Origin of the sequence: Caulobacter rhizosphaerae (genome assembly GCF_010977555.1) — a bacterium.
Lineage (GTDB): Bacteria > Pseudomonadota > Alphaproteobacteria > Caulobacterales > Caulobacteraceae > Caulobacter > Caulobacter rhizosphaerae.
On record NZ_CP048815.1, the window covers coordinates 897519 to 921099 of the forward strand.

The 23581-nt window shown below is 66.8% G+C and carries 13 protein-coding genes; 2 read left to right on the top strand and 11 right to left on the bottom strand.

The features are described 5' to 3' along the window. Window positions 1-16: 16 nt before the first annotated feature. The gene (locus tag G3M57_RS04180) at window positions 17-1507 is read left to right on the top strand and encodes a tryptophan halogenase family protein (protein ID WP_163228916.1); all 1491 of its coding nucleotides are present in this window, start codon (window positions 17-19) and stop codon (window positions 1505-1507) included. Window positions 1508-1573: 66 nt separating this feature from the next. Here the strand turns inward: G3M57_RS04180 and G3M57_RS04185 are convergent, their stop codons facing one another. Then, the gene (locus G3M57_RS04185) at window positions 1574-2569 is read right to left on the bottom strand and encodes an alpha/beta hydrolase (protein ID WP_163228919.1); all 996 of its coding nucleotides are present in this window, start codon (window positions 2567-2569) and stop codon (window positions 1574-1576) included. 51 nt (window positions 2570-2620) lie between these two features. Then, window positions 2621-4534 carry an NPCBM/NEW2 domain-containing protein gene (locus G3M57_RS04190; RefSeq protein WP_163228921.1) on the bottom strand — a complete coding sequence of 638 codons (1914 nt, stop codon included), beginning with the start codon at window positions 4532-4534 and terminating at the stop codon, window positions 2621-2623. Window positions 4535-4960: 426 nt separating this feature from the next. Here G3M57_RS04190 and G3M57_RS04195 point away from each other — a divergent pair, with 426 nt between their 5' ends. Beyond that, a complete protein-coding gene (locus G3M57_RS04195; RefSeq protein WP_163228923.1) occupies window positions 4961-5713 on the top strand; it encodes an IclR family transcriptional regulator in 753 nt (250 codons plus the stop codon). A gap of 87 nt (window positions 5714-5800) precedes the next feature. Here G3M57_RS04195 and G3M57_RS04200 read toward each other — a convergent pair whose 3' ends face one another. The 9 genes from G3M57_RS04200 to G3M57_RS04240 form a co-directional block, all read right to left on the bottom strand. Continuing rightward, the gene (locus tag G3M57_RS04200) at window positions 5801-7021 is read right to left on the bottom strand and encodes a glycoside hydrolase family 62 protein (RefSeq protein ID WP_163228925.1); all 1221 of its coding nucleotides are present in this window, start codon (window positions 7019-7021) and stop codon (window positions 5801-5803) included. After that, window positions 6933-8126 carry an acyltransferase family protein gene (locus G3M57_RS04205; protein WP_163228927.1) on the bottom strand — a complete coding sequence of 398 codons (1194 nt, stop codon included), beginning with the start codon at window positions 8124-8126 and terminating at the stop codon, window positions 6933-6935. The genes G3M57_RS04200 and G3M57_RS04205 overlap by 89 nt, the downstream gene beginning before the upstream one ends. Window positions 8127-8240: 114 nt before the next feature. After that, window positions 8241-10106 carry a glycoside hydrolase family 97 protein gene (locus tag G3M57_RS04210; RefSeq protein WP_230983820.1) on the bottom strand — a complete coding sequence of 622 codons (1866 nt, stop codon included), beginning with the start codon at window positions 10104-10106 and terminating at the stop codon, window positions 8241-8243. Window positions 10107-10184: 78 nt separating this feature from the next. Further along, window positions 10185-12263 (bottom strand): beta-galactosidase, encoded by a 2079-nt coding sequence (locus tag G3M57_RS04215; protein ID WP_163228931.1) that lies wholly within the window; start codon window positions 12261-12263, stop codon window positions 10185-10187. A gap of 54 nt (window positions 12264-12317) precedes the next feature. Then, complete coding sequence (locus tag G3M57_RS04220) at window positions 12318-13892, bottom strand: alpha-L-fucosidase (protein WP_163228933.1); 1575 nt, start codon at window positions 13890-13892, stop codon at window positions 12318-12320. Window positions 13893-13931: 39 nt separating this feature from the next. Then, window positions 13932-14957: an alpha/beta hydrolase gene (locus G3M57_RS04225; protein ID WP_163228935.1), complete on the bottom strand. Its 1026-nt coding sequence runs from the start codon at window positions 14955-14957 to the stop codon at window positions 13932-13934. A gap of 87 nt (window positions 14958-15044) precedes the next feature. After that, window positions 15045-16727: a DUF5597 domain-containing protein gene (locus G3M57_RS04230; protein ID WP_163228937.1), complete on the bottom strand. Its 1683-nt coding sequence runs from the start codon at window positions 16725-16727 to the stop codon at window positions 15045-15047. Window positions 16728-17826: 1099 nt separating this feature from the next. Further along, on the bottom strand, window positions 17827-21003 hold the full coding sequence (locus G3M57_RS04235) for an autotransporter domain-containing protein (protein WP_163228939.1): 3177 nt from the start codon (window positions 21001-21003) through the stop codon (window positions 17827-17829). Between the two features lie 275 nt (window positions 21004-21278). Next, a complete protein-coding gene (locus G3M57_RS04240) occupies window positions 21279-23525 on the bottom strand; it encodes a calcium-binding protein (protein ID WP_163228941.1) in 2247 nt (748 codons plus the stop codon). Between the last annotated feature and the right edge of the window lie 56 nt (window positions 23526-23581).

Here is a 23581-nt window from a genome sequence, read left to right on the forward strand (position 1 = left end):
ATGGCGAGGCATGTTTATGAACAGCGGCCATCAACAGGATATCGTCATTCTGGGCGGCGGCGCGGCGGGCTGGATCGCGGCCGCGCTGCTGGCCAAGAAGACGGGTCGCCATCAAACGCGCATCACTCTGGTCGAATCCGAGGAGATCGGCATCATCGGCGTCGGCGAGGCGACGGTCCCGGTGCTGGCGCAATGCAACGCCCTGCTCGGCATCGATGAATCCGACTTTGTTCGCCGCACCCAGGGCACGTTCAAGCTGGGCATTGAATTCTGCGACTGGGGCGTTGCCGGAAACCGGCATTTCCACGCGTTCAGCGACTATGGTCACCAGGTTGAAGGCGTGGCGCCCCACCATTATTGGCTGAGGTTGCGGCAATCAGGCGACGACCATCCGATTGATGACTATTCGTTCGCCTACGCCGTCGCGAAAAACAACAAATTCGCCCCCACCGATCCGCAGAATCCGCGCTACCACCACGCCTATCATTTCGATGCGGCGCTGTACGCCCGCTACCTGCGGGACGTGGCGACCGAGCTGGGCGTGCAGCGCATCGAAGGCAAGATGACGCACGTCGATCTGGATGGCGAGACGGGCGATATCGCCGCCATCCATCTTGCCAACGGCGTCACGGTCGCTGGCGACCTGTTCCTGGATTGCACCGGCTTCGCCTCCGAATTGCTGGGAAAGGCGTTGAACACGCCGTTCGTCGATTGGTCGCGCTGGTTGCTTTGCGACAGGGCCATGGCGGCGCCGTCGAAACGCCCCGACGAGCCTACGCCGTTTACGCGATCCACCGCGCACGCCGGGGGCTGGCGCTGGACCATTCCGCTGCAACACCGCAGCGGCAACGGCATGGTCTATAGTTCGGAATTCTGGAGCGACGACGCGGCGCGCGACGCCTTGCTGGGCAATCTCGACGGCGAACCGCTGGCCGAGCCGCGGCTGTTCCGCTTCACCTCCGGCCATCGCAAGCAGTTCTGGAACCGCAATTGCGTGGGCATCGGTTTCGCCTCCAGCTTTCTCGAACCTCTGGAATCCACCGGACTGCAGTTGATCGTCATGGGGGTCTTGAAGTTGCTTCGGTACTTCCCCGAACGGACGATCGATCCGGTTCTGCGCGACGAATATAACCAACTCTCCACCCGCGAGATCGAGCGGATCCGCGACTTCATCATTGCGCACTACTACCTCTCGCGCCGGCCCGAACCCCTGTGGGCGGCGTGCCGCGACATCGAGATACCCGACAGTCTTCGGCACAAGCTCGATGTCTGGAACGCCACCGGACAAATCGCGCTGGGCGATTCGGAATCCTATATGGAGCCGAGCTGGCTCGCGATCCTGCTGGGCAACGGCGTCATTCCGGCGCGCTACAACATATCGGCGGACCTCTATCCGCTGGACCAGATCCGCAAGGGCATGGACCTGCGCCGCGAAGAGATCATCCGTTCGGCCCAGTCGGTCCCGTCGCATCAGGATTTCATCGACCGCCACTGCAAGGCGTCCTAGCGGCGCCGGCCCGCTGGAGCATTTGCTGGCCGGTCCGCGTCAGGGTCGGGTCGCGGGCGATGAGCCCTAAGCGAACAGCTTTTCCTGGCGTGCGAAGTTGATGAACAGCGGCAACCACGGGCCGTCCGGACTGCCCGGCTGGGGGCGTGCGCCGAAGCCATGACCGCCGTGGGCGAACAGGTGGGTCTCAACCGGGATCTTGGCCGCTACCATGGCGTCGCGAAGCCGCACCGTATTGGCCACGGGCACCAGGTCGTCGTCCTCGGCGTGCACCAGGAAGGTCGGCGCGGCCGCCGAGGTGACGTTGAGATCGGGCGACCACTCGCGGATCTGGGCCGCCGTGGGCGGGCCGCCGAACAGGGACGGCGCCACGCCGCCGTAGGCATAGGCCGGGTCGACGCTTTGCACCGGATAGATCGGCGCCGCCAGCAGAGGCCGGGCGCTGAGCTGGTCCGCGGCGTCGACAGGCTTGTAGAACGGCGTCGAATGCCGCGTCGCGAGCGTCGTCGTCAGGAAACCGCCCGCGCTGAAGCCCATGACGCCGACCCGCTCGGGGTCAAGCTGGAAGCGCGCGGCGTTGGCGCGAATGAGGCGCATCGCCCGCTGGGCGTCGGCCGGCCCGACAGCGGCTGGATCCGCCCAGCCGTCCCTCGCCAGGCGATAGATCAGCACGAAACAGCTGATGCCCGCCCGATTGAGGACGTCGGCGATGTGGTAGCCCTCGTGATCGAAATAGTTCCACTCGAAGCCCCCGCCCGGAATGATCAGCATGGCCGAACCATTGGGCTGGGCCGCCGGCAAAGCGATCATGTGCGGCTTGGAGACGCCCTTCATGCGCCGGCTGCTATAGCCGGGGCTGGACGAGGTCTGCTCGACGACCTCGGCCATGTCGGGATGCAGGGCGCCGGCCGGCGGACGGGGCCACAGTCCGATGATCTCGCCCGCGCCCGCGGAAGCGGACTGGGCCAGCGCCGGGGCGGCCGCGCCCACGCCCAAGCCGATCGCCGACGCGCCGGCCAGGACCAGGGGCGATTTCACAAGATCGCGTCGTGAGAGGCTCATACAAACTCCTGTACTGCGTCCGGACCTGCGGCTCTTTGGAGGGGCGCGGCCCTAGTCGCTGAGCAGCGCCGCGTCGCCCCAGGTGACGACCGTGGGCGCCTTGTTCCTGGCGGATTTGCCGCGCGCCACCAGCTCGACGATCTTCACGCCGACGATGTCGGCGCTCAGGGTCTGCGCCGTCTGGCCAAAGCGGGTCGGCTTGGACGTCGCCAGGAGCTTGCCGTCGCCATAGACGGAGAAGGTCACGGCGTCATCCGTGTCGAACGTCGAGTCATCGACTCCGACCTCGGCGGTGAAGCGACGGAATTGGCCGTCGGCCCGAACCTCGAGCCGCGAGTTGGCGAGCACGCCCAGGCCCGTCCCATACGCCTTGCCGTCGACGCGCAAGGTCTGCCGGTAGGGCGTGGCGTCGGCCTGCGCGCCGCCCCATCCGGTATAGGCTGGTGGTTCGCCGTCGTCGGCCGTGCCGCCCCAGGGACTGCGCATCCGATGGATCGTGGGATCGGGCTGGGGAATGGCCACGCCGTCGACGGCCGGATTCACGCGTCCGGGCATTTCCGACAGATAAAGGCCCTTGGAGAGCGTACGCGCGCCAGCGGCGTCGAAGACAAGCGTCTGGCGCGGGTCGAGATGCAGCTTGGTCTCGCCGGAGAACGCGGGCAGCGTCGCGCCGGTCCACAGGTCCTTGAGCGTCACCGGCGCCGTCGCGGCGAACTTCATGTGGCCCGCCGTCAGCGTCACCTCGGTCGGCGCAAGTCCGCGGTTGAAGATCGCCACCGCCTTGTGGCCGTTGCTCAGCGTCTTGACCAGGATCTGGACGTCGTCGCTGTCGTAGGCCAGGACCGCCTGGTTGCCCGCCGGGTCCTGATCGACGGCGATGATGTCGGCGTTGCCCAGGATGTCCATCAGCGGTTGCGGCGCGTTCCTCAGGTCATAGCCGATCAGAAGCGGCGCCGACAGCATCGACCACAGCGCAAAGTGCGACTTGGCCTCCGTCAGATGATGTTCGTCGAAGTCTCCGTGACCGACGAACAGCATGTCCGGATCGTTCCAGGAGCCGGGGTGCGCGTAGAGCGCGCGGTTGGCCGCGCTGTCGAAATTGGCCAGCATCCGCGTCCAGCTGGGCGTGATGTCGTCGCTGGTCCGCGACAGGTTGCCGACGTCCTTGGCCCAGGCGCGAACATCGGCCGCGCCCCAAGCGCAGATCGAAAAGACGTAATCCCCATCGGGATTTGTGCGGGCCAGGGCGTCGGCGACCTGCTGGTAGAGCGCGCGGACGGCCGCGATGTCGGTGCGGCGGATTTCCTTGAAGTCGATCAATGGGCCGAGCGCGCGGTACTGGCCGGACTTGACGCCGCCGCTGTCCGGACCGAAGGCGCGGATGCCGCAGGCGTCGACCTTGATGTAGTCGAACGCCCAGTCCTTGAAATAGAGCGCGATGTCCTGCTCGACATGGCCGTGCAGCCCGACCTCGCGCTCGGCGACCGTGCCCTCGGGGAGGTTGGGGGCGTTCGGCGCGAAGGCCTGCGAACAGTTGTTGGCGCCGATGTCCGAATAGATGCCGGCCTTCAGGCCCATGGCGTGGATGCGGTCGGTGAACGGCTTGAAGCTGGTCTGTTCGGCGCCGCCGACCGCGGCGGACGGAAAGATCGAGGTGCGCACGATCATGCGGCCGTCCGTGGCCCGTCGCTTCAGCCACCAGCCGTCGTCGATGTTGATGTAGCGGTAGCCCTTGGCGGCCAGGCCGCTGTCAACGATGGCCTTGGCGGAATCCAGAACCTTGGCTTCGGTGAGGTCGGTGTGGAAGGCGTTCCACGAGTTCCACCCCATGGGGGGCTTGGCCGCCTGTCCAGTCGTCACCGCGGTCCAGTGACCGGTCGGCGCCAGCGAGTCGGTCGCGGCATATGCCGCGCCGCCATAACATAGCGCCAATGCAAGACAGCCGATTACGCCAGAACGCTTCATGATTTCCCCACTAATTCCCAACCCGGATTCTTTTTAGACAGGGGCCGTTGCTCTGAAAGCAGAACCTTGCATTGAATTTCAGGCAACGCCCGATTTCCACGGACCGATTGAGTTCCAACCGAACGGCTTTCCCGCATTGAGAAAAAGCGCCCCAGACCATTCCGCCCAGCCCGCCGCTGAAGGAGGGCTCTCGCGGCGGTCCGCCGTGCTTTTGATTTATCCTACAATAGTTGGCCGGTCACCGTTTTCTTATCAAAACATTTTCATACGCGAAGGCGGCGCTTCCGGCGCTGTGCAGTCGTTGGCGCGCCCAGCGCGGACAGGGCAGGGCGCAGCCGGACCCGACCCGTTAGCGGGACCCGTCCGGCTTGCCGGGGCGCGAGCCGGAAGCTAGAGGCTGGAAGGTCAGGTTTCGAAGGTCCCGCCATGTCGGATCGCAAGTACACCGCGCCGGCCCTGGAGAAGGGGCTGGACATCCTCGATCTGCTGGCGGCCCACGGCCAGGCCATGACGCTTTCCCAGATCTCGGTGGCGCTGGAACGGTCGGTCGGCGAGATCTTCCGGATGATCCACGTGCTGGAGTTCAAGGGCTTCATCGAGACGGCCCCGGGCGCGGAAGGCTATGAGCTGACCAACCGGCTGTTTCGCCTGGGCATGGCGCGCGCGCCGGTCAAGACCCTGCTGGAGGCGGCGCTGCCGCCGATGCGCGAGCTGGCCGCGCGGGTCGAGCAGTCCTGCCACCTGGCCCAGGCCTCGCGCGAACAGATCGTCGTCGTGGCCCGGATCGAGAACCCCGGCTACTACGGCTATTCGGTGCGCACCGGCCATCGGCGCGACATCGTGGAGGCGACCTCGGGGATGGTGCTCTACGCCTTCCAGCCGCCGCCCGTGCAGGCCCGGTGGCGCGAGGTGATCTTCGCCGGGGTTTCGCCGGCCGACCAGACCGCGTTCCTGGCCCATGCCGAGCGCGTGGTCCGGCAAGGCTATTGGCGCGCCGAAAGCGACCTGGCGCCGAACATCACCGACGTCTCCGCGCCCATCATGGCCGACGGCGCGGCCATCGCGGCCCTGACCATGCCCTACATCTGCAAGCGTGGCGTGCGGCCGGTGGAAGAGACCATCGCCGAGGTCCAGGCCACCGCCGCGGCCATCTCGCGCGAGATCCAGGGCGTCGCCTGAAAACACCCCGACCGGCCGGACGTGGCCCAGCCGGTCCAGATCAGATCCGCTGAGCCGACCGCCGCCGACCGGCTCAGCGGATCCAGGTCATTTCACCGGCGTCCGGCACAGCCGGCTGATGGGATTGGGTCCCGTCGCCGTCAGGAGGGCCAGATTGTAGGGCAGGTTGATGTAGTCCGTGCCCGGCGGGTGGGACGCCAGGCCTTGATAGAGAAACCGCAGAGGCTTGCACGGATCGATGGTCAGGGTCTGGTCATGGCCGCTGCGCACGAGCTCGCCGTGGGAAACGCCTTCGGACCAGGCCGGTCCATCGAAGGTGACATTGTCCGAGCCCGCGAACGAATTCGAAGCGCTGTCGGCGAGCGGGCGCCATTCGCCGTCGAGCCGGTCGCTGATCCACGAGCGGAAGTAGCGCCCCCGCGGGCTGATGGCCTCGATGGCGGTGAGATAGGTGTTCGTGCCCGCGATCTTGTAGTGCATGCTGGCTTCGAAGATGTCGTCGCGAGCGCCGGTCAGGACCATCTTGGTGTCCGCGAAGCCCTCGGGAAAGCGGCCGATGGGCGTCTGCGACCGGTACAGGTGGCCGTTGTCGTCCGTGTTGAACAGATGGCAGTTGACGTCGTCGCAGATGACCCAGAAATCGAGCCACGACGCCTCGCCCGCGGCGTTTTTGACGGCCGCCGGCGTTTCCGCGAAGAAGGGTTTCGGCGCGCTCCAGGACATCGGGTCTTCGATGTTCGCCGTCGTCGAATAGAGGGGCGGCCCGCCCTGATAGACCAGGTACCAAAGCTTTTGCGGCGCGAAGTAGAAGACCTGCGGGGCCGCGCGATAGCCCGGGCCAATGCCGGATGGCTTCAAGCTGACGACCTCGGCCTTGGGCGCCTCGGACCAGTCCTTGAAGCGGGCGTACGCCATGTTCCACCCGTCCGAAGCGGCCGTGGTCATGAAGACGTGATAGGCCCCGTTGAAATAGACGACCGAAGAGTCCTTGAGGCCGGAATAGGCCTGAGCGCCCGCGTTCGAGGGGGTGATCAAGGGCGCGGACGAGCGCCATTCGAACCGCCCCTTCGTACCCGCGCCGGCCTGAGCCTGTGTCGCACCGGCCGCGGAGACAGCGCCGAGAAAGGCGGCCGCGACGCATGCCCAGGTCCGGTATTTGGTGATCGCCACGATGTCAGTCCTGTTTGAAATTGAAAGTAAGTTGGATGTGAGGGGAGGATCAGTTCGGCGTCCGCAAGCGAGGCCCGGCCAGCAGCTTGCCGCCCAGCCAGCGCCGCGCCGGTTCGTCGTAGAATTTGAGGCAGGCATAGGCGATCGTGACCGCGGCCACGAACACCCCCGCCCCGACCAGGGCTCCCTGGGCCGGGGGGACCTTCTTGTCCACCACCCAGCCGGTGTAGATGTAAATCAGCGGGTAGTGGGTGATGTAGAGCGGATAGGACAGGTCGCCGAAGAAGCGGGCGATCCGCACCGACGGGCCGTCCGCGTCCTTTTCGCCTGCGCCGATGAGGACGATCAGCGGAAACAGCACGATCACGCACAGCGCTTCGTAGAGGCCGTTGACCCACAGTCGCTCGGTCCCGCCGAACCGCGGCAGCGCCAGCGCCGCGACCAGCAGCAGGCTGCAGACGGCGAAGGCGCCGCCGACCTTGATCCGCCGGCCCAGCCGCATCAGCAGTACGCCGGCCAGGAACGGGAACAGCACGCGCGTGAGACCGATGCGGACGCCGCTGGCGTCCAGGGCCCAGCCGCCGATGACGTCGCCGCGCGGACCAAGCACTAGCAGGTGGACGAGCGCCAGGGCCGCGAGCCCCACCAGGACCCCGAGCACGCGATTGGACAGCTTCCACAGCCCCGCCGCGTAGAGAATGTTGGCGACATATTCGTAGAACAGCGACCAGGCCGGGCCGTTCAGCGGATAGATCTCGGTCCATCCGCGGATCTCGGCCGACGGCGTCAGCGGGATCATCAGGCAGCCCAGCAGCATGACCGCCACGATCTGCAGGGCCGAGGCCGCCTCCAGCTTGGGAAAGATGGAGAAGTGCTGGAAGGCGACCAGGGCCGCGCCGATCAGGCTGCCCATGACGATCATCGGCTGCAGCCGGACCAGGCGGCGCTTGTAGAACCCCCATGGGCTCATGCCCGCCGCCCAGCGGTCGTCATAGGCGTAGGCGACCACGAAGCCCGACAGCAGGAAGAAGAAATCCACCGCCAGATAGCCGTGGTTGATGATCTGCCTCTGCGGACTGCCCCCCGCATAGGCTTCGAACAGATGGAAGACGACCACCATCAGGGACGCGACGCCGCGCAGGCCGTCCAGCACGGCGTAGTGGCTCTTGGCGGGCGTGGCCGCGTCGGTCGAGGTCGCCGCGTCCGACGAAGGTTTGGCGAGCAACGAGGTTTGCTGAGTCATGGCCTTCCCCAAGGCGGCGCGCCGGTGGCGCTGAACGGCGGTTGTCGATCTCGCCGACGCTGTCGGCGGCGGCGTCCCCCTTCGATCTGAACCAGACGAAGGGGGAGCCAAGCTCTAGTGAACCGGCTTGATGGCGATGGCGGCGCCGCCCCCCGCGCTCAGGGGAATATCGAGGACGTCGCGGCTGGAAACCGATTTGACGACATGCTCGACGTCATTGGGCCCAGCGCCGTCCCGCCAGATCTCGGCCTTGAACGTTCCCGCCCCCAGGAAGGCCAGCGGTATGGCGACGGCCCGGGCCTGTTCGTTGGTCATGGCCCCGACGTACCAGGTCTCGCCCTTGCGCCGCGCCAGCACGACGTGGCTTTCCGGCGTTCCGTCGACGAACCGCGTCTCGTCCCAGGCGGTCGGAACCGCCTTGAGGAAGTCGAAGCCCGGCGCGTTCTCATAGGCGGCGGGGTCGTCGGAGACCATCTGCAGCGGGCTGTCGAACACCACGTACTGGGCCAGGGCCTGGCCGCGCGTCGTGCGGGTCATCGGCATGACCTCCCGGGCGACATAGGTCTGCGGCGTGGTGTTGCGGAAGCCGCCCGGCGTATAGTCCATGGGCCCCAGCAGCATGCGGGTATAGGCCAGCTTGACGTTGTGCCCGGGCGTGACCGGTCCCCACGGGAACTTGTTGTATTCCAGGCCCAGCACCCCTTCCTGGGTGATGTAGTTGGGATAGGTGCGCGCCAGGCCGGCCGGCGGAAAGGCGCCGTGCATGTCCAGCAACAGATGGCGCTTGGCGGTCTCCTGGGCCAGGCGGACGTAGAACTGGACCATCTCCTGGTCGTCCCGCTCCATGAAGTCGACCTTCACGCCCTTGATCCCCCAGCGCTGGTAGGTGTCGAGGACCTCCGCCATCCTGGGTTCGACATGCTTCCAGTGCGCCCACAGAATGAGCCCCACGCCCTTTGAGTCCGCATATTTCACGAGGGCCGGCATATCGACCGCCGGGTTGCTCTGGGTGATGTCGGTCTTCGGGTCCGCGTCGCAGCAGGGCGTGGCGTTGAGGGGCCATCCCGCGTCGATCAGAAAATAGGGAAAGCCGGACTCGGCCGCGAAATCAATGAAGCGGCGGAACCGCTCCGTGGTCGGCTTCTCGCCCGCGGTCGGTCCGGACCACCAGTCCCAGGCCGCCTTTCCGGGCTTCACCCACGAAAAATCGCCGCTCGCCTGGGTCGCCAGATTTCCGATCAGGGGCGACTCGATCAGGTCGCCCGCACGGTCGCCCATCATGATCACCCGCCAGGCGCTCGTCAGGCCGGCGGCGGACTTGATCGCCACATCCTTTTCGCCGGGAAGCGGCGTCACCCGGACCTTCAGCCCGCCATCGACCGGGACCAGGCCTGAGCTCGCATAGGCCTCTATGCCCGACTGCGCGATCGCATAATGCGTGCGGCCGGAGGCGGACGAACAGACCACGGGAACGTCATAGAGCTTGGCGCGGTCCAGTTCCGAGATCTTCTTCAGGGCCCATGTGTTCTCATGGGAGCCCCCATATTCGCTGACTTCGCAGGCCGGGTCGTTCGGAAGACGGTACGCCGTCTTTTCCGCCTTGAGCACGACCGGCGCGTCCTTCGGCAACAGGTAGCGGAACGCGACCCCTTCATTGGCGGCGCGCGCTTCCACCGACAGCGTGCGACGCGCGCCGGTCTTTTCGCGGAAGGTGACGACGACGCCGTTGTACACGTCGCGCGCCGTCTTGGACTTCGTCGCCGTCAGTGGAATCTCGCGCCGCTGGCTCTGCTTTCTGACATCGACGACCTCCAGGTCCGAGAAGTCGGCCGCGTTCGCCAGTTCCAGGCCCATCGGGGACGCCGCAACGATCGGCTCGCCCTTGCGCTGGACCGAATAGCTGGCCCCGTCGGCGGCGATCCTGATCTCGGCGCTCTTGTCCGGCGACGCCACGATGATTTGCGAGGCAGCAAGCGCCATCACGATATTGAACACTGGAGGACTCCCTTGGAGTGCGAATTCGGAAGCTGAGACGGCGATGGGGCGCCGACGACGCCGCTACTGCAGCAACTCGACGCCGTAGGGTTTGAGGTCGATCTTTCCCGCATAGGTCTGGTGCGTGAGCGCGCTCGATCTGGAGCCTGAGAAGGTCACGGTCGCGGGGGCGTTGTTGGTGTTGACGTACATCGTCCGCCCCTCGACCACGCGCGCGACGACGCCCTTCGGCGTCTGCGGGCCGCGCTCGATTCCGAGCTTGGGATAGAGCGACCGCAGCAAGGGACCGATCAGGCCGGGCTGGGCCGCGGTGGCGAGATAGATGGCCTGGCCCTTGCCGAAGTGGTTGATCGAAACGGCGGCGCTCTTCTCCGGCGTGTTTTCGAATACCGCCAGGGGCTTGGCGGCGCCAAGCTCGAGCACTTCATAGTAGCTGTCGCCGCCGGTCAGGGTTTCGCCGTTGAACCGGACCTTCAGCGGCTCCCAATGCCGATAGAAGGCGTTGGTGCGCAGGCCGAACACGTCGGCCAGGCGTCCCGGCAACGGCGTCTCGAACCATTTGCCCGTTTCGTCGACCTTCGCCGAATAGCCCGTCATGACGACCGTGCCGCCATCGGCGACGTATTTGCGGACCGCCGCGGCGGTCTGGGCGTCCATCACATAGGCGCTCGACAGGACGATCAGCTTGTACTTGTCGAGCCGGTCGTGTCCGAAGTCGATCACCGCCGCGTCGATATTGTCCTCGAACAGCGGCTGGTAGGCGGCCTTCACCTGCTCGGTGTAGTTGCCCTTGAAGTACTCCTGAATCGTGTTGGGACCTGGCGGCGGATTGGTCAGCCACATCGTGTCGAACGAATAGTTCACCGCGACCTGGGGCTGGCGGTCGCGCGGGAAGCCGAGGGTCTTGAGGGTCTGGAACTCGCTGGCGATCCGCCCGAACTCGTCGACCTTCCAGGACGGGCGGCCGTCATGATCGACCAGGCCGAACAGCGCCTGCTCCTCGCCGCCGATATGGGAATTGAACGTCCAGGCCAGGAAGGTCTGGCCATAGTAGAGCAGCCCGAAATAGGCCCACATGCGCGATCGTCCAGGATCGCCATAGAAGCCGCCGCCGCCGGCCGTGAATTCGTTGAACCAGACCGGCGTCTCGTGCGCGGCCCTGTTCATCATGACCTCGAAGCCCGCGCCCAGCGCGTCGCCGGGATAGAAGCCCTGGGCGCCATAGGTCGAGACCTGGTCCCATGACCGCAGATAGTCGAAGCCCTTGGTCCCGGCGGTCGGCCAGAAATTCGACGCCACGGGAAGGTTGGGGGCGTACTGCTTGCGCGCGGACTCCAGGTCCTTGAGCGCGCCGATCGCGTCGTCGGACCAGTACCGGCGCAGGTCCAGATAGCGCTCGTTGGGCCCAGGGCCGCGGATATAGGGCAGGTCGACCTGGTCCCAGCTGGCGATCCGGCGCGACCAGCGCTGCGTCGCCCAGGCCTTGTTGAGGGCTTCGATCGTCCCGTATTTCTTCTGCAGCCAGGCCACGAAGCGCTCGCGATCCGCGGCGGAATAGGAGACCTGGCCGTTGCCGATCTCGTTGTCGTATCCGACGGCGATCACCGCGGGATTGTGGGCGTAGCGCTCCATCATCTTCTGCCCGAGCCGCTTGGCCAGGCGGCGGTAATCGGGGTCGCTGATGTTGTCCCAGTAGCGCGTCGCCGCGTTCAGCCTAACGCCGTCCTGGTTGATCAGGTCGACGCCGGGATAGCGCTTGTGCAGCCAGATCGGGGCCGGCTGGCCCGGAATGTCGACGATCACCCTGATCCCGGCCGCGTGCATCTGGGCGATCACCTGGTCGAACCATTCGAAGGTGAAGCGGCCTTCCTCCGGCTCGAAGGAGTCCCACGATAGGTCGCCCATGCGGACCAGGTTGAACCCGGCCGCCTTCATGATCGCGATGTCCTGGCGGATCTGCTCGGGCGACCGGTCGATGGGCTGGTAGCAGGCGCCGACGAACAGTTGGCCCTTGCCCGGCCAGTCGGGATGGCCCGCCGCGCTTTGCGCCCGGGCGGGCGACGGCTGGACGACCGGCGAGAGGCCGGTCGCCAGCATCAGCGCCAGGGTGACGCCGGCCAAGCGGGCGGAGCGATGTCCCATGAATCTCAAGTCCTGGTCGGGTTGTGGAATGGCCGTGACGCGCCGTTCGGCGCCTCAGGCGAAGCTGATCTTGAAGACGCTGGCATGCCGCGTCGCCGCGCGCGCCGGGACGTCGATCGACAGCGCGGCGGGGCCCTGGCGGAACTTGAGCGGCCCGCGGACACCCAGCATCTCCACCCGCCGGACGCGCCGACGCTCATGGGGATTGTTCGCGGCCAGCGCCGTGATCTCGGTGGACCCCGACGGCTCTCCCAGCGTGATCGCGTAGAGCGTATCGCCCTTGGTCGTGAACCTGATGTCCCGCGCGGTGTAGGCCGCACCCTCCTGGAACGCGCCGCTCGCGGCTTCGGTCGGCCCCTCGCCGAACAGCTTCCACGGTCGCGTCCCGTGGATGGCTTCGGCGTTCACCGCCATCCACGGCGCCAGCTCTTCCAGCAGAAGCTGCGACTCCGGCGGCAGGCTGCCGTCCGGATACAGCACGACGTTCAGCAGCAGGTTGCCGTTCTTGCTGACGATGTCGGCCAGCATGGCGATCACTTCCGACGTGGTCTTGTATTTGAAGCCGTCGCTGTAGAACCAGTCGCCGTTGGAGGTGTCGGTCTGCCACGGCAGCGGATTGATGCCGTTCAGGACCCCGCGCTCGACGTCCTGGACCGCCCATTCCTTGTGGAATTCGCCCGAACCCAGGTCCTTGCAATTGTACACGGCCTCGAGCTTGCCGCCGCGGGCGATGCTGCTGTTGTACATGTGCGCGACCAGGCTTCGCCCGACCACGCCGAACGGCAGCCCGCCGTCCGAGTACAGCAAGTCCGGCTCGTAGGTGTCGAGCAGGTCACGGATGCGGTCGAACCAGATCTGATGGAAGCTCGGATCCTTGGTGTACCAGGTGTCGCCGCTGCCCCGGTAAGGCTCGTTGTGCGGCGGGTGGTAGAGGTCGGCGTACCGCGGGTCGGCGCCGTCGTAGGCCACGCCGTTCTCGGGCCAGGTCTGGTTGTAGAGATGGCTGGGGTGATACCAGTTATGGCTGGCCCCCAGGTGCTCCGACACCCCGAACCGCAGCTTGCGCTTGCGCGCGGCCGCCTTCCACGCGCCGACGATGTCGCGCTTGGGCCCCATGGCCGCGGCGTTCCAGCGGTGGTGCTTGGAGTTCCAGAGGTCGAAGTTGTCGTGGTGCACGCCCATGCTGACGAAGTACTTGGCGCCGGCGGCGGCGTACTTGTCCATCAGCGCTTCGGGATCGAACTTCTCCGCCGTCCACAGCGGAATGATGTCCTTGTAGCCGACCTTGGAAGGCTGGCCGTAGGTCTTCAGGTGGTGGTCGTAGTGTGGATGGCCGGGAACGTACATGTACCGTGCGTACCAGTCGCCCTGGCGCGGCACGGCCTGTGGCCCCCAGTGCGCCCAGATCCCGAACTTGGCGTCACGGAACCAGTCCGGCGCTTGATAGGTCTTCAGGGAGCCGGGTTCCGGACCGAACGGGCCCTTGGTGATCGGCAGCCGATAGTCGGGCGCCGGCAGCTTGGCGCAGGCGTCCGCGGACGGCGCGTCCTTGGCCTGCGCGGCTCCGGCCAGGCCCAGCGCCGCCAGCGCCGGGACGCCCAGGAAGGTTCGCTTGTTCAAGGTCACCATGTTCACTCCCCAACGTTCTCAACTGTTCGCAAAGCGGTTCTATTGGCCGTCCGAATGAAGCACGCGCCCGAAGAACGGGAGCACGTTGCTCTGGAAGCGGCTGGCGACGGCGCTGCCGTGATCGCCGCTGTAGATCTCGAAGGTGTTCCTGACGCCGAACGCCTCCATGCGCTCGTGCAGGGCCGCGGCGTCGACGCGCAGCCCGTCCCGATCGCCCACGTCGATGGCGATCGCCTGGTAGCGCCTGAGGTTGAAGACGTACTGGTCCAGCATGCTCAGGGGCGCGTTGGCGGCCCAGCGGGCCAGCACCGACCGGTCTTCGACGCCGTTCGATGTCGGCAGATCGACATAGAAGGGCGGCTTCTTCGGGTTCGGCGACCAGGCGGCGGCGACCGCGAAGGTGGCGCGCGGGAGGAAGTCGAGCCTGGCCGCCGCCTCCCGGGTCGTGACGCCCTCGACCACCGCGGCGGTCTCCGCGGGCGGCGCCTCTCGGGCCGAAAGGCAGCACGGGCTCATGATGTACAGGGCGCCGAAGGTCTCGGGATATTTCATGCCGATCCGCGCGACGCCGTAGCCGCCCATCGAGTGGCCGGCCAGGCCGCGGCTCCGGCGATCCGGAAGGGTGCGGTAGTGAGCGTCGACATAGGCGATCAGGTCGCGGGTCAGGAACCCTTCCCAGTCGCCCGTCGTCACCGAGCTCGAATACATCGAGCCATTGTGCAGGGTCTGGGTGTCGGGCAGGACGACGATCATGCCGGGCGCGCCCGCGGCGAAGGCGCTCTCGGCGGTCCGCGGGGTCTGGAGCAATCCCGCGAACCCGTCGGCGGTCAGGCCGTAGCCATGCAGCGCATAGACGACCGGATAGCGGCGCGCCTTGTCGGCGGCGTAGCCGGGCGGGAGATAGACCACGACGTCCCGGTCGGTCGCCTCGCCTTCGAGATTGCCCTCCAGGGCCGCGCCGTGGACCTTGATGCGCTCGACGATCACGGCCTTGGCGCTCGCCGCTACCGGCGCCGCGGCCGCCAACAGAATGGCCATCGCCTTGGAAGCCCAAACCGTCTTCATCTGTCTCCCCGCCTCCTTCATGGGTGGAAGCCCAAACCGCTTCACCGCTTGTGCTTCTCACGCCCCTGTTCAGGGCTTCGCCGAGGGTCAGTTCGGATTGCCGACCGGAATGATCGCCGCGCCCTGGGCGGCCCCGAACTTGATCCGCAGGACCTGCTGGCGATCGACGAGGTTGAGGCCATTGTCGGTCTGGTCGCCGTTCCAGACCCGCCGGAAGATCCATTTCCCGTTCTCGAACCGACCCTCCTCGACGCGGAGCATCTGGCCGCTTTCGGGCTTGGACGGCTCGAACTTCACGCGGGTGTTGAAACCGGTCAGCAGGTAGTCGCCCGGTCCCAGCTCGGCGATCGCGGCGCCGCCCACGGGCTGGGGATTGCCGGTCGGCTTGTCCCCGCCGAACTGCCATTGGCCGAAGGTGGCGATGGCGCGATAGGGGCCGAGCTCCATCACCTGGGTGTGGTTGGCCTTGGGGTCAGTCGGCTCGGAGACGCCCCAGGTCTTGCCCGCGAACGCCAGGGCCGCCCACTCGCGCGCCATCGGCTCGAACAGGGTGTAGTTGCGGGCGAACAGCTTGGCCTTGGACTCGTCGAAGTCCTTGGCCCCGAGCGGGTAGTTGTAATAGCCGGTGTCGTCCATGCCGAACGGCGAGAACCCGATCGCGCCCTTGCCGATGGTCGCGAAGAAATAGCGCGCGAACTCGGTGTCGTTGCCGGTTTCAGGCACGAAGAGCGCGTTGTCGGGCCTGGCGTAAAAGTCCAGATAGGCCAGGTACGCCGCATGGTCGCGGACATAGATGTCGGGCGCGACCAGGTCGATCGACGGCGCGGCGGCCTTGTAGACATCGATCACGTGATGCACGGGGCCGCCGCTGGCGTAGGTCGTGGCCGGCTGCCGGCCGAACGCCGAGGCCAGGGCGGCGTTCATGTACATCGGCAGCGGCTTGACCGCCTTGCCGGCCTTGGCGATCTCCTCGACATAGGCGGCGATCGACCAGGCGTTGAAATATTCGTCGGCGTCGGTCCCGAACACGGCCTTCCAGCTTCCCGGCGACTTGCCCAGGCGCTTGAGCAGGGCGGCCGGAACGGGGCCGTCGAACAGCTTCTGGGCCGCGGGCGAGAAGTCCCGGACGCTGCCGTAGGAACCGACCTCGTTTTCCGGCTGGATCATGATGATCGTGTTCTGCGGGTCGATCTGGCGGATGTGCTCCATCAGCTTGACGAAGGCGCGCTTGTCGGCCTCCAGGGTGGTGCGGCTATGCGGCGACAGCACATAGTGGGGCTGGCCGCTGGCGGTGATCATCCGCGGGAAGCGCTTGCCGTCCAGCTTGACCCATTCCGGGGTGTAGCTGGGCCCGGTGTTCTTCCAGGTGCCGAACCACAGCAGCACCAGCCGCACCTTGTTGGCGCGGGCCTGCTCCACCAGCGTGTCGACGAACGAGAAGTCGAACTGACCCTCGACGGGCTCGATCTGCTCCCAGGCGACCGGGACCTCGACGGTGTTGGCGTGGATGCGCTTGATCGTCGGCCAGACCTCCGGAAGCATGTCTGGATAGTTGCTGCTGTTGTTGACCTGGGCGCCCAGCATCAGGAACGGCGCGCCGTCGACGAACAGGGCGTGACGGCCGTCACGCGTCACGATGCGCGGAACGGGATTGGCTTGCGGCGTTTCGGCGGCCGTCGCCGCCCCGCCGGCGAGGGCCAGGACCAGCGCCGCCAAGCCGGCTGTGACACGCGGCGTCCGGCGCCGGCAGGACGAATTCCAAAGGGTCATAACAACTCCATGCCGCTGGGGCGGCGAGATCGACGCTAGGGGGCAGGGCGGCGTCGTCGGGCGGTGTTCAGTCACGTTCATCGACGACCGCTGCGGCAAAGCATTTTCCATCCCTCCCATCGCCCGCCAGGGGTTCGCCGCTCTCTGGGCGGCGCTTAGCGCACAGACCGGCCATGGAATGGCAACGCTGTCATCGCATTTATCGACGTACCTCATCGCCGTAAATTAGCAAGTTAATTCCTCAGACAAATATGCTCAGGATTCCGGGGTGGGACCCAATGTCGCTGACACCGGTGGCGCCCTGCGGGCGCTGCAGTTCTGACCGGAGCAGGTTTGGAAAGACGCGCTCGCCAAATAGATATTTGAAACTGTTCTATTTAATCGGCGGCGCCGAAAAGTTGTCTAGGTGGTCAGCGGCAGGTCAGTCCGAGTTCAAAAGAAAAGGATAAATCAGACAATTAACGCGACAAGCGCGCTCACGCCGCAGCCCTTGACGTTCCGCGCCGGCGTTCGATGGACTGTCCCAGCTTTCAGGCGACGCTCTTGCGGCCTGTCGTCGACGGAAGCCACCAAGTCGACTTGGCTCCAGATTATTCAGGAATTTTACTGATGCAACTATTTTTATATCTGGCGCCTCCGCTCGGCGACGTCCCCCGCCGCCACGCTGCACAGGCGCCTGTTCGCGCCGATCGGCAGGCGTGACGGCGCCCAACCTTATCTCCGCGGCAGGCGACGGCCCGATCACTAGCGCGGAGGTCCTGCCGAAACCGTCGGTCGCGACCTCCTGCTCCCGAGACGCGGCGGCGCTGCCGCGGTGAGCGCCTGCGGTCCCGTCGGGCCTCCGGATTGAGCGCCGCCAGATCAACCACGTTTCTTCTGACCTGAGAAACACCCCCGGCGCAGGCTGGGGGTGTCCTGACCGCGTCGGGACACGGCCGGCTCCTACATCGTCCCCCAATGTCGGGGAGCCGGCCACCTTCCGCCCACGAAGAGCATGGCAAGGCGGCCGCGCGCGATGCGGGCGCCTTGTTCCCCAGCAAGCCGGGGGAACATCCCGGAACATCGGATCGTCGCCAACGCGGAGGCGCGGTAAGCCGCGTCAGAACCGGAGGCTCACGCCGCCGCGCAGCGACTGGTCGGTGGACTTGTCGGCGAACTGGCCGTCGTAGGACAGGCTCAGGCGCACGCGCGCGGAAACTTCCGCCGAGAGGCCGACCTCGACCACCAGGGCGTCCTTCTCGATGGGGAGGCCGGTGACCGTGAAGGCCGGGCCGCCCGCGGTGAAGGCCGCCGTCGCGGTCGGGTCTACGTCGCCCGAGGCATGGCGCCAGGCCAGGGTTCCCCGCCCGGTCAGGGCCCGGCCCGGCCCGAGGTCGAAGTCGGACGCCAGATGCGCGCCGAGCGTGGCGAAGGTGACGTTGGTCTTGTCGTCCAGGCTGGTCAAAGCCGCCCCTCCGCCCGTCTCCGCCGCGCCGTCGGCGTCGAGGGACACATAGGCCAGGGCGGCGAACGGCTCGAGGGTGGCCGCGCCCTTGCCGAAGGTCCCGGCGGGGATGCGGTAGCCGACCTCGCCGAACGCCTGGGCCGTGCGGGCGTCGCCCTCGCTGACCAGGGTGTCGGAAAAGCCGCTGAAGGCCACGGCTCGCCTGGCGCTCAGGTCGTGCCAGGCCAGGGCCGCGCCGGCCCGGAAGGCCAGCGGCCCAGTCGCGCGGCCGCCATAGACGCCCAGGTGGTAGTCGTCGCTCTCGGTCGCATAGGAGCGATCGCGGGCCTTGGCGTCGGATCGCCCGTAGCCGGCCAGGACGCCCAGGCGCCAGCCGCCGATCGGGGCGTCGATCCCGAACAGCACGCCGCCCAGGTCGCGCTTCAGCGTCGTCGCCTCGTCGCCGCCGTCGAACGCGCCCCGAGTCCCGAACACGTCGCCCCAGACGGCCGCCCCCTCGCCGCCGTCGCGCAGGCGAGCGAGCGCCGCCTGGCGCGGGAAGCGGCTGTCGGCGACCAGCACGGCCTTGGCCGAGGCGCGACCGGTCCCGGCCAGTTGGTCCAGTGCGACCTGGGCCGAGGTCTCGTCCGGCAGCATCAGCGCGGCCGCGGCCAGCGCGCTGCTCGCGGGCAGGCCGTCCAGCGCCGCACCCACGGCGCTCTGGTTCGCCGTCGCGCCCACCGAGGCGAAGCTGCGCGACTGCACCACGTCCAGATAGACATTGTTGGCGTCGTAGGCGGCCCGCAAGCCGAGGAAATAGCTGGGATTGGCCACGTCGCCGGTCAGGGTGTAGGTCCCGGTCACGCCGTCGGCGGCCGACAGCACCGTGTAGCGCGTGCCCGGGCGGTATGGGCCGGGATCGGTCCTGGTCACCTGGAGGATCGAGCCGGGCGCGATGGTCGCCGCGCCGCCGACGAGGATGCGGTCGCTGGCCCCGGCCGAGGTCAGTTCCAGCTCGTAGATCGAGCCGGACAATTGGGCGTAGGCGCCGCTGACGGTCAGCGTGCCGATCGAGGCGCCGGGCGCCACCACGCCGGCGACGGAGAGCGTGCCGACGGAGCCGGAGCCCCGCAGGCGCCCGTCGCCGAGCACCGACAGCGTGCCGCCCAGCGCGCCGTCGACCTGCAGCGTCCCGCCGTTCAGCAAGGTCACGCCGCCGAACAACCGGCTGTCGCCCGTGAAGATCGTTTCACCGGCCTGGTGGCGGATCGTGGCCACGCCGCTCATGGCGGCGGAGAATACGTAGTTCGCGCCGGAGTGATTGAAGTCGAGTCGGTTGTCGACCGACCCGGCCGTTGCGCCGAAGATCAGGCGCGCAGCCTTCAACGCTCCGGGCGCCCTTGCTTCGCTACCCGACAGCCATCCGACGGTGACGCCGCCAGATCCTCCGCCGTCACCCACATAAACGTCGCCCTGACCCGCCCCGACGGTCACCTCGCCGCCCTCGCCAACGATCAAATCGCCTCGACCCGATTGGCCGATGGTGAGCGCGCCGGCGACGTCGAAGGATGCTCCAGGACCGATGACGGCTATCCGGCCCACCCCGCCGACATCCCTGCCGAGAATCGCGCTCTCAGCGACGGTAGAGGTATGGGCTTCGAGGCTCATGCTGCCGTGTCCCGCTGCGCCGAGGACGAGGTCGCCCATGGTCAGGCGGGCGCCGACACCCGAAACGCTGATGTTCGGCTGCCCGTCGCCGGTCGAGGTGCCGGGCTGAAGACCGTTCGCGCCGCTGTTCAGGCCAACGATGGTGTCGCCGGTTTCGACCATGCCGCCGCCGTTGATCCTCAGATAGCCCCTGCCGTCCTGGCCCAGAACCAAGGCTCCGCGGTTGATCCAACTGGAGTCAGGGCCCGAAACCGTCAGGGTACCCAGAGCGCGAGCCTGCAGGCCCGCGACCGTATCGCCTTGGGTCACCACGTGGCCGCCGTCCAGGACCTCCAGTCCGCCTTCGCCTCCGAGACCGACGCCCACACCCTCGACGCCGACCTGGAGACCTCCGGTGTTCTCCCACGTGGATCCGGTCCCAATCACCCTCACCACGCCTCGGCCGCGTTGCATCACGCCGAGGAGGGTTCGACCGCTGGTGAGGGAAGCCCCCTGATCGATCACCACCTCGCCCGAGGCTTCGCGGCCGACGATGAGATCGCCGGTATTGGCCCAGTGCGAGCCGGCGCCCGACACCGCCATCACCGCCGAACCCTGGCCGAAGGCGCCCACGCCGACCGTGCTCTGGGCGGTGAGCAAGCCGCCGCCGTTGCGCACCACGCCGACGCCGTCGCCAATGAGGCCCACCGTCAGCTGGTTCGTGGTGAGCGACGACCCGGCTCCGTCGACCAGCAACCTGGCTCCGTCCTGCAGCCGATAGCCCACCAGGACCGAGTCGCTCGCGACCGCCCCGCCCTGGCTGACGGTCAGCGCGCCGGGTGTAATCATGCCGACGGTCAGACCGTTCGAAACGTCCCAGCGTGAGCCGGCTCCGTCGACGACGACCGTGGCCGTGGCCTCGCCGCCTCCGCCCTGACCGATCACCCCGGCGCCGCTCGTGACGACGCCGCCCTCCGTGACGGTCATCGACCCGGAGCCGGTATCGCCGACGGTGAGCGTGCCCGGCACGGTCCAGGTCGGCGACGTCGCCGGCGAAGGCGTGACGCTGCCCGCGATCTCCACGCCGGCTCGGGCGTCGAGCGCGGCCAGCAGCAACGGCGCGGTCAGGGCCGTGGTCAGAAGAAACCGGCGCCGGCGCGGGGCGGGCGGAACGGCGGGATCGGTACGTGAAATCGCGTTGGGCATCGACGCACTCTCGATCTGGCCGAGAGCGACCGCTCCGGCCGTTATTGGACGAACAGCGCCACGTCACGCCGTCGAGCATGAACCATACTTAAGATGGTGCTTGCACAAACATTACCTTGACGCGAGTTTGTGGGGTCGTCCAGCCCTCCGGCCGACGTGGCGCCTGGGGGAGCCTCCGTCTCGATCCGGCCGCGCCCGAACCTATGGCGCGCAGATCGGCGACCTACCCGGTCAGGATAGTGATCGCGAACCCAGGGATCTCTCGGCGCGCCTGTTCAGTAGAACATGAACAGCGAAGCCGACAGGTCGGCGACGTGCAGACCCGCCACGACCACGGTGTTGCCGCCGCCCAGGTCGACGACGACGCCGTCGGCGGTACTGGTCGCGTGCGCGACCAGCGTGGCGTAGTCCACGATGCCCGAGCCGTTGACGTTCGTCTGGACGGCGAACAGATCATGGCCGGCCCCGCCGATCTCGAAGTCGAAGATCACGTCGGCGCCCGAACGGGAGTCGAAAGCGAAAACGTCGGCTCCCGAGCCTCCGTACAGGCGATCGGCGCCGCCTCCGCCGACGATGCGGTCGGCGCCGCCCAGGGCGTAGATCACGTTGTCGCCATCGTCGCCGTACAGGATGTCGCCAGCGTCGCCGGCCACCAGACCTTCGATGGACACCAGTCGATCGCCCTCGGCGGTCAGGCCGTTCTTGAGATCGACGATCACGGCGCCGTCGTCCCCGCCATCGAAGCGGGCGAAGTCGAAGCCCTGGCCGCCATCGATCAGGTCCGCGCCGGCGCCGCCGTAGAGATGATCGTTGCCAAGGCCGCCGTCCAGGAGATCGGCGCCGGCCTTGCCGCGCAGCACGTCGTCGCCGGCCTGACCGTACAGCGTGTTGTCGCCTCCGTCGCCGGTCAGCGCGTCGCCGAACGCCGAACCCACCAGGCCTTCGATCGTCGAAAGCTGATCGCCGAAAGCCTCGCCCGAGAAACCTCCGCGGGCTAGATCGACGGTGATCGCGCTCGACGCGTAGTCATATCGCGCCAGATCATAGCCGGCCCCGCCGATCAGAACGTCGGCGCCGGCGCCGCCGTAAAGATGGTCGCCGCCGTCCCCGCCGTCCAGCGTGTCGGAGCCCTGCTCGCCGCTCAGGATGTCGTCCCCGGATTGTCCGTAGAGAAGATCCTTTCCCGCGTTGCCGAAAAGAAGGTCGTTGAACGCGCTTCCGACGACGCCCTCGGTCGCGGTGTAGGTATCGCCTTCGGCATAACCCCCCGCGCCCTTGTTCGCGGTGAGATCGACCACCACGCGCTGGGCGGAGCCGTCGTACCGGACCAGATCGAACCCGTCGCCGCCGTCGAAGACGTCGGCGGCCGCGGCGCCGTAGAGATGATCGTTGCCGAAGCCGCCCGACAGGCGACTGGCGCCAGACCCGGCATAGAGGATGTCGTCGCCAGCCCCGCCGTCCAGAACGGCGCCTGCGGACGCCCCGGCCGTGAGCACGTCGTTGTAGGAGGATCCCTTGAGGGCCTCGACATTGACGAGCGTATCAGCGCCGGCGCCCGTGTCCTGCTGGCCGCTGCGAGCAAGGCTGACCGTGACGCCCCCCTGTGACGTTTCGTAGCTCGCCGTGTCGAAACCGGCCCCACCGTCCAGAAGATCAGCGCCTTTCCCGCCTTTCAGCAGGTCGTCGCCGCCGCGGCCGTAAAAGGCGGCTCCGCCGCCTTGGTCTGTATACGCATTGACGTTGAAGGTGTTGTTGCTGTCATTCCCAATGACCGAGATTGTCGTCCATAGGCTCACGCCGGCCGACACATTTTCAATATTAGATAGATGGGTCGAGAAATTATTGTCCGACAGTGTGCCTGCGGAAAGATCTACGTTTAGGGGAGAATATAGCTGCAAAAGATCCTGGCCAGGTCCGCCGTCAAAGGCGCCATCGGTAGATCCGTATGTGCCGGACCAGACATTTATGCTGTCGTCTCCAGCTCCGCCAAAAACCTTGCCCTCTGGACCGATGAAAATGTAATCGTTGCCGTCGTCGCCATAGACGATGGCGTTCGTGTATGACGCTTCAATAAAGTCGTCCCCGCCACCGGCGTGAACTTCCAAAAGAATATGAGTCTCTCTCAGATTAAACGAATCCCAGCCGCTAGTTCCGACGAAAACTTCGAAACCCTTGGCGGAAATGGATTTGTAGTCATTGAAGTTTCTTGTATCTTCGACGGTGACATCGGTCGACGACGTCCACGTCCATCGCAGATAGCCATCGGGGCCTGTCGCGCTGAGGTCGAGCGTATCGATTCCCGCGCCGCCGTCGTATTGGGAACCGTGACTGTTGGTGACGGAACTCAGGTGAACAACGTCTTCACCAGCGCCGCCGTCCACGTGGTCAGCGCCGGCCCCCGGGTCGATGTCGTCGGCCCCGCCAGTCCCTGAAATCCAGTCGTCGCCGGCCATGCCACGGATGATGTCGTTGCCGTCCGAGCCGACCAGTACATCGTCGCCATTGGTTCCGTCGATCTGCATGTTCCCCCTCCACTCAAGCTCCCTACTCGCCTTAAGAGAGAAACCGCAGATTTACA

Coding starts and splice junctions, on each gene's coding strand:
- G3M57_RS04180 (WP_163228916.1), top strand. CDS start 17: ATGAACAGCGGCCATCAACAGGATATCGTCATTCTGGGCGGCGGCGCG.
- G3M57_RS04185 (WP_163228919.1), bottom strand. CDS start 2,569: ATGAGCCTCTCACGACGCGATCTTGTGAAATCGCCCCTGGTCCTGGCC.
- G3M57_RS04190 (WP_163228921.1), bottom strand. CDS start 4,534: ATGAAGCGTTCTGGCGTAATCGGCTGTCTTGCATTGGCGCTATGTTAT.
- G3M57_RS04195 (WP_163228923.1), top strand. CDS start 4,961: ATGTCGGATCGCAAGTACACCGCGCCGGCCCTGGAGAAGGGGCTGGAC.
- G3M57_RS04200 (WP_163228925.1), bottom strand. CDS start 7,021: ATGCCTGCCTCAAATTCTACGACGAACCGGCGCGGCGCTGGCTGGGCG.
- G3M57_RS04205 (WP_163228927.1), bottom strand. CDS start 8,126: ATGACTCAGCAAACCTCGTTGCTCGCCAAACCTTCGTCGGACGCGGCG.
- G3M57_RS04210 (WP_230983820.1), bottom strand. CDS start 10,106: ATGGCGCTTGCTGCCTCGCAAATCATCGTGGCGTCGCCGGACAAGAGC.
- G3M57_RS04215 (WP_163228931.1), bottom strand. CDS start 12,263: ATGGGACATCGCTCCGCCCGCTTGGCCGGCGTCACCCTGGCGCTGATG.
- G3M57_RS04220 (WP_163228933.1), bottom strand. CDS start 13,892: ATGGTGACCTTGAACAAGCGAACCTTCCTGGGCGTCCCGGCGCTGGCG.
- G3M57_RS04225 (WP_163228935.1), bottom strand. CDS start 14,957: ATGAAGACGGTTTGGGCTTCCAAGGCGATGGCCATTCTGTTGGCGGCC.
- G3M57_RS04230 (WP_163228937.1), bottom strand. CDS start 16,727: ATGACCCTTTGGAATTCGTCCTGCCGGCGCCGGACGCCGCGTGTCACA.
- G3M57_RS04235 (WP_163228939.1), bottom strand. CDS start 21,003: ATGCCCAACGCGATTTCACGTACCGATCCCGCCGTTCCGCCCGCCCCG.
- G3M57_RS04240 (WP_163228941.1), bottom strand. CDS start 23,525: ATGCAGATCGACGGAACCAATGGCGACGATGTACTGGTCGGCTCGGAC.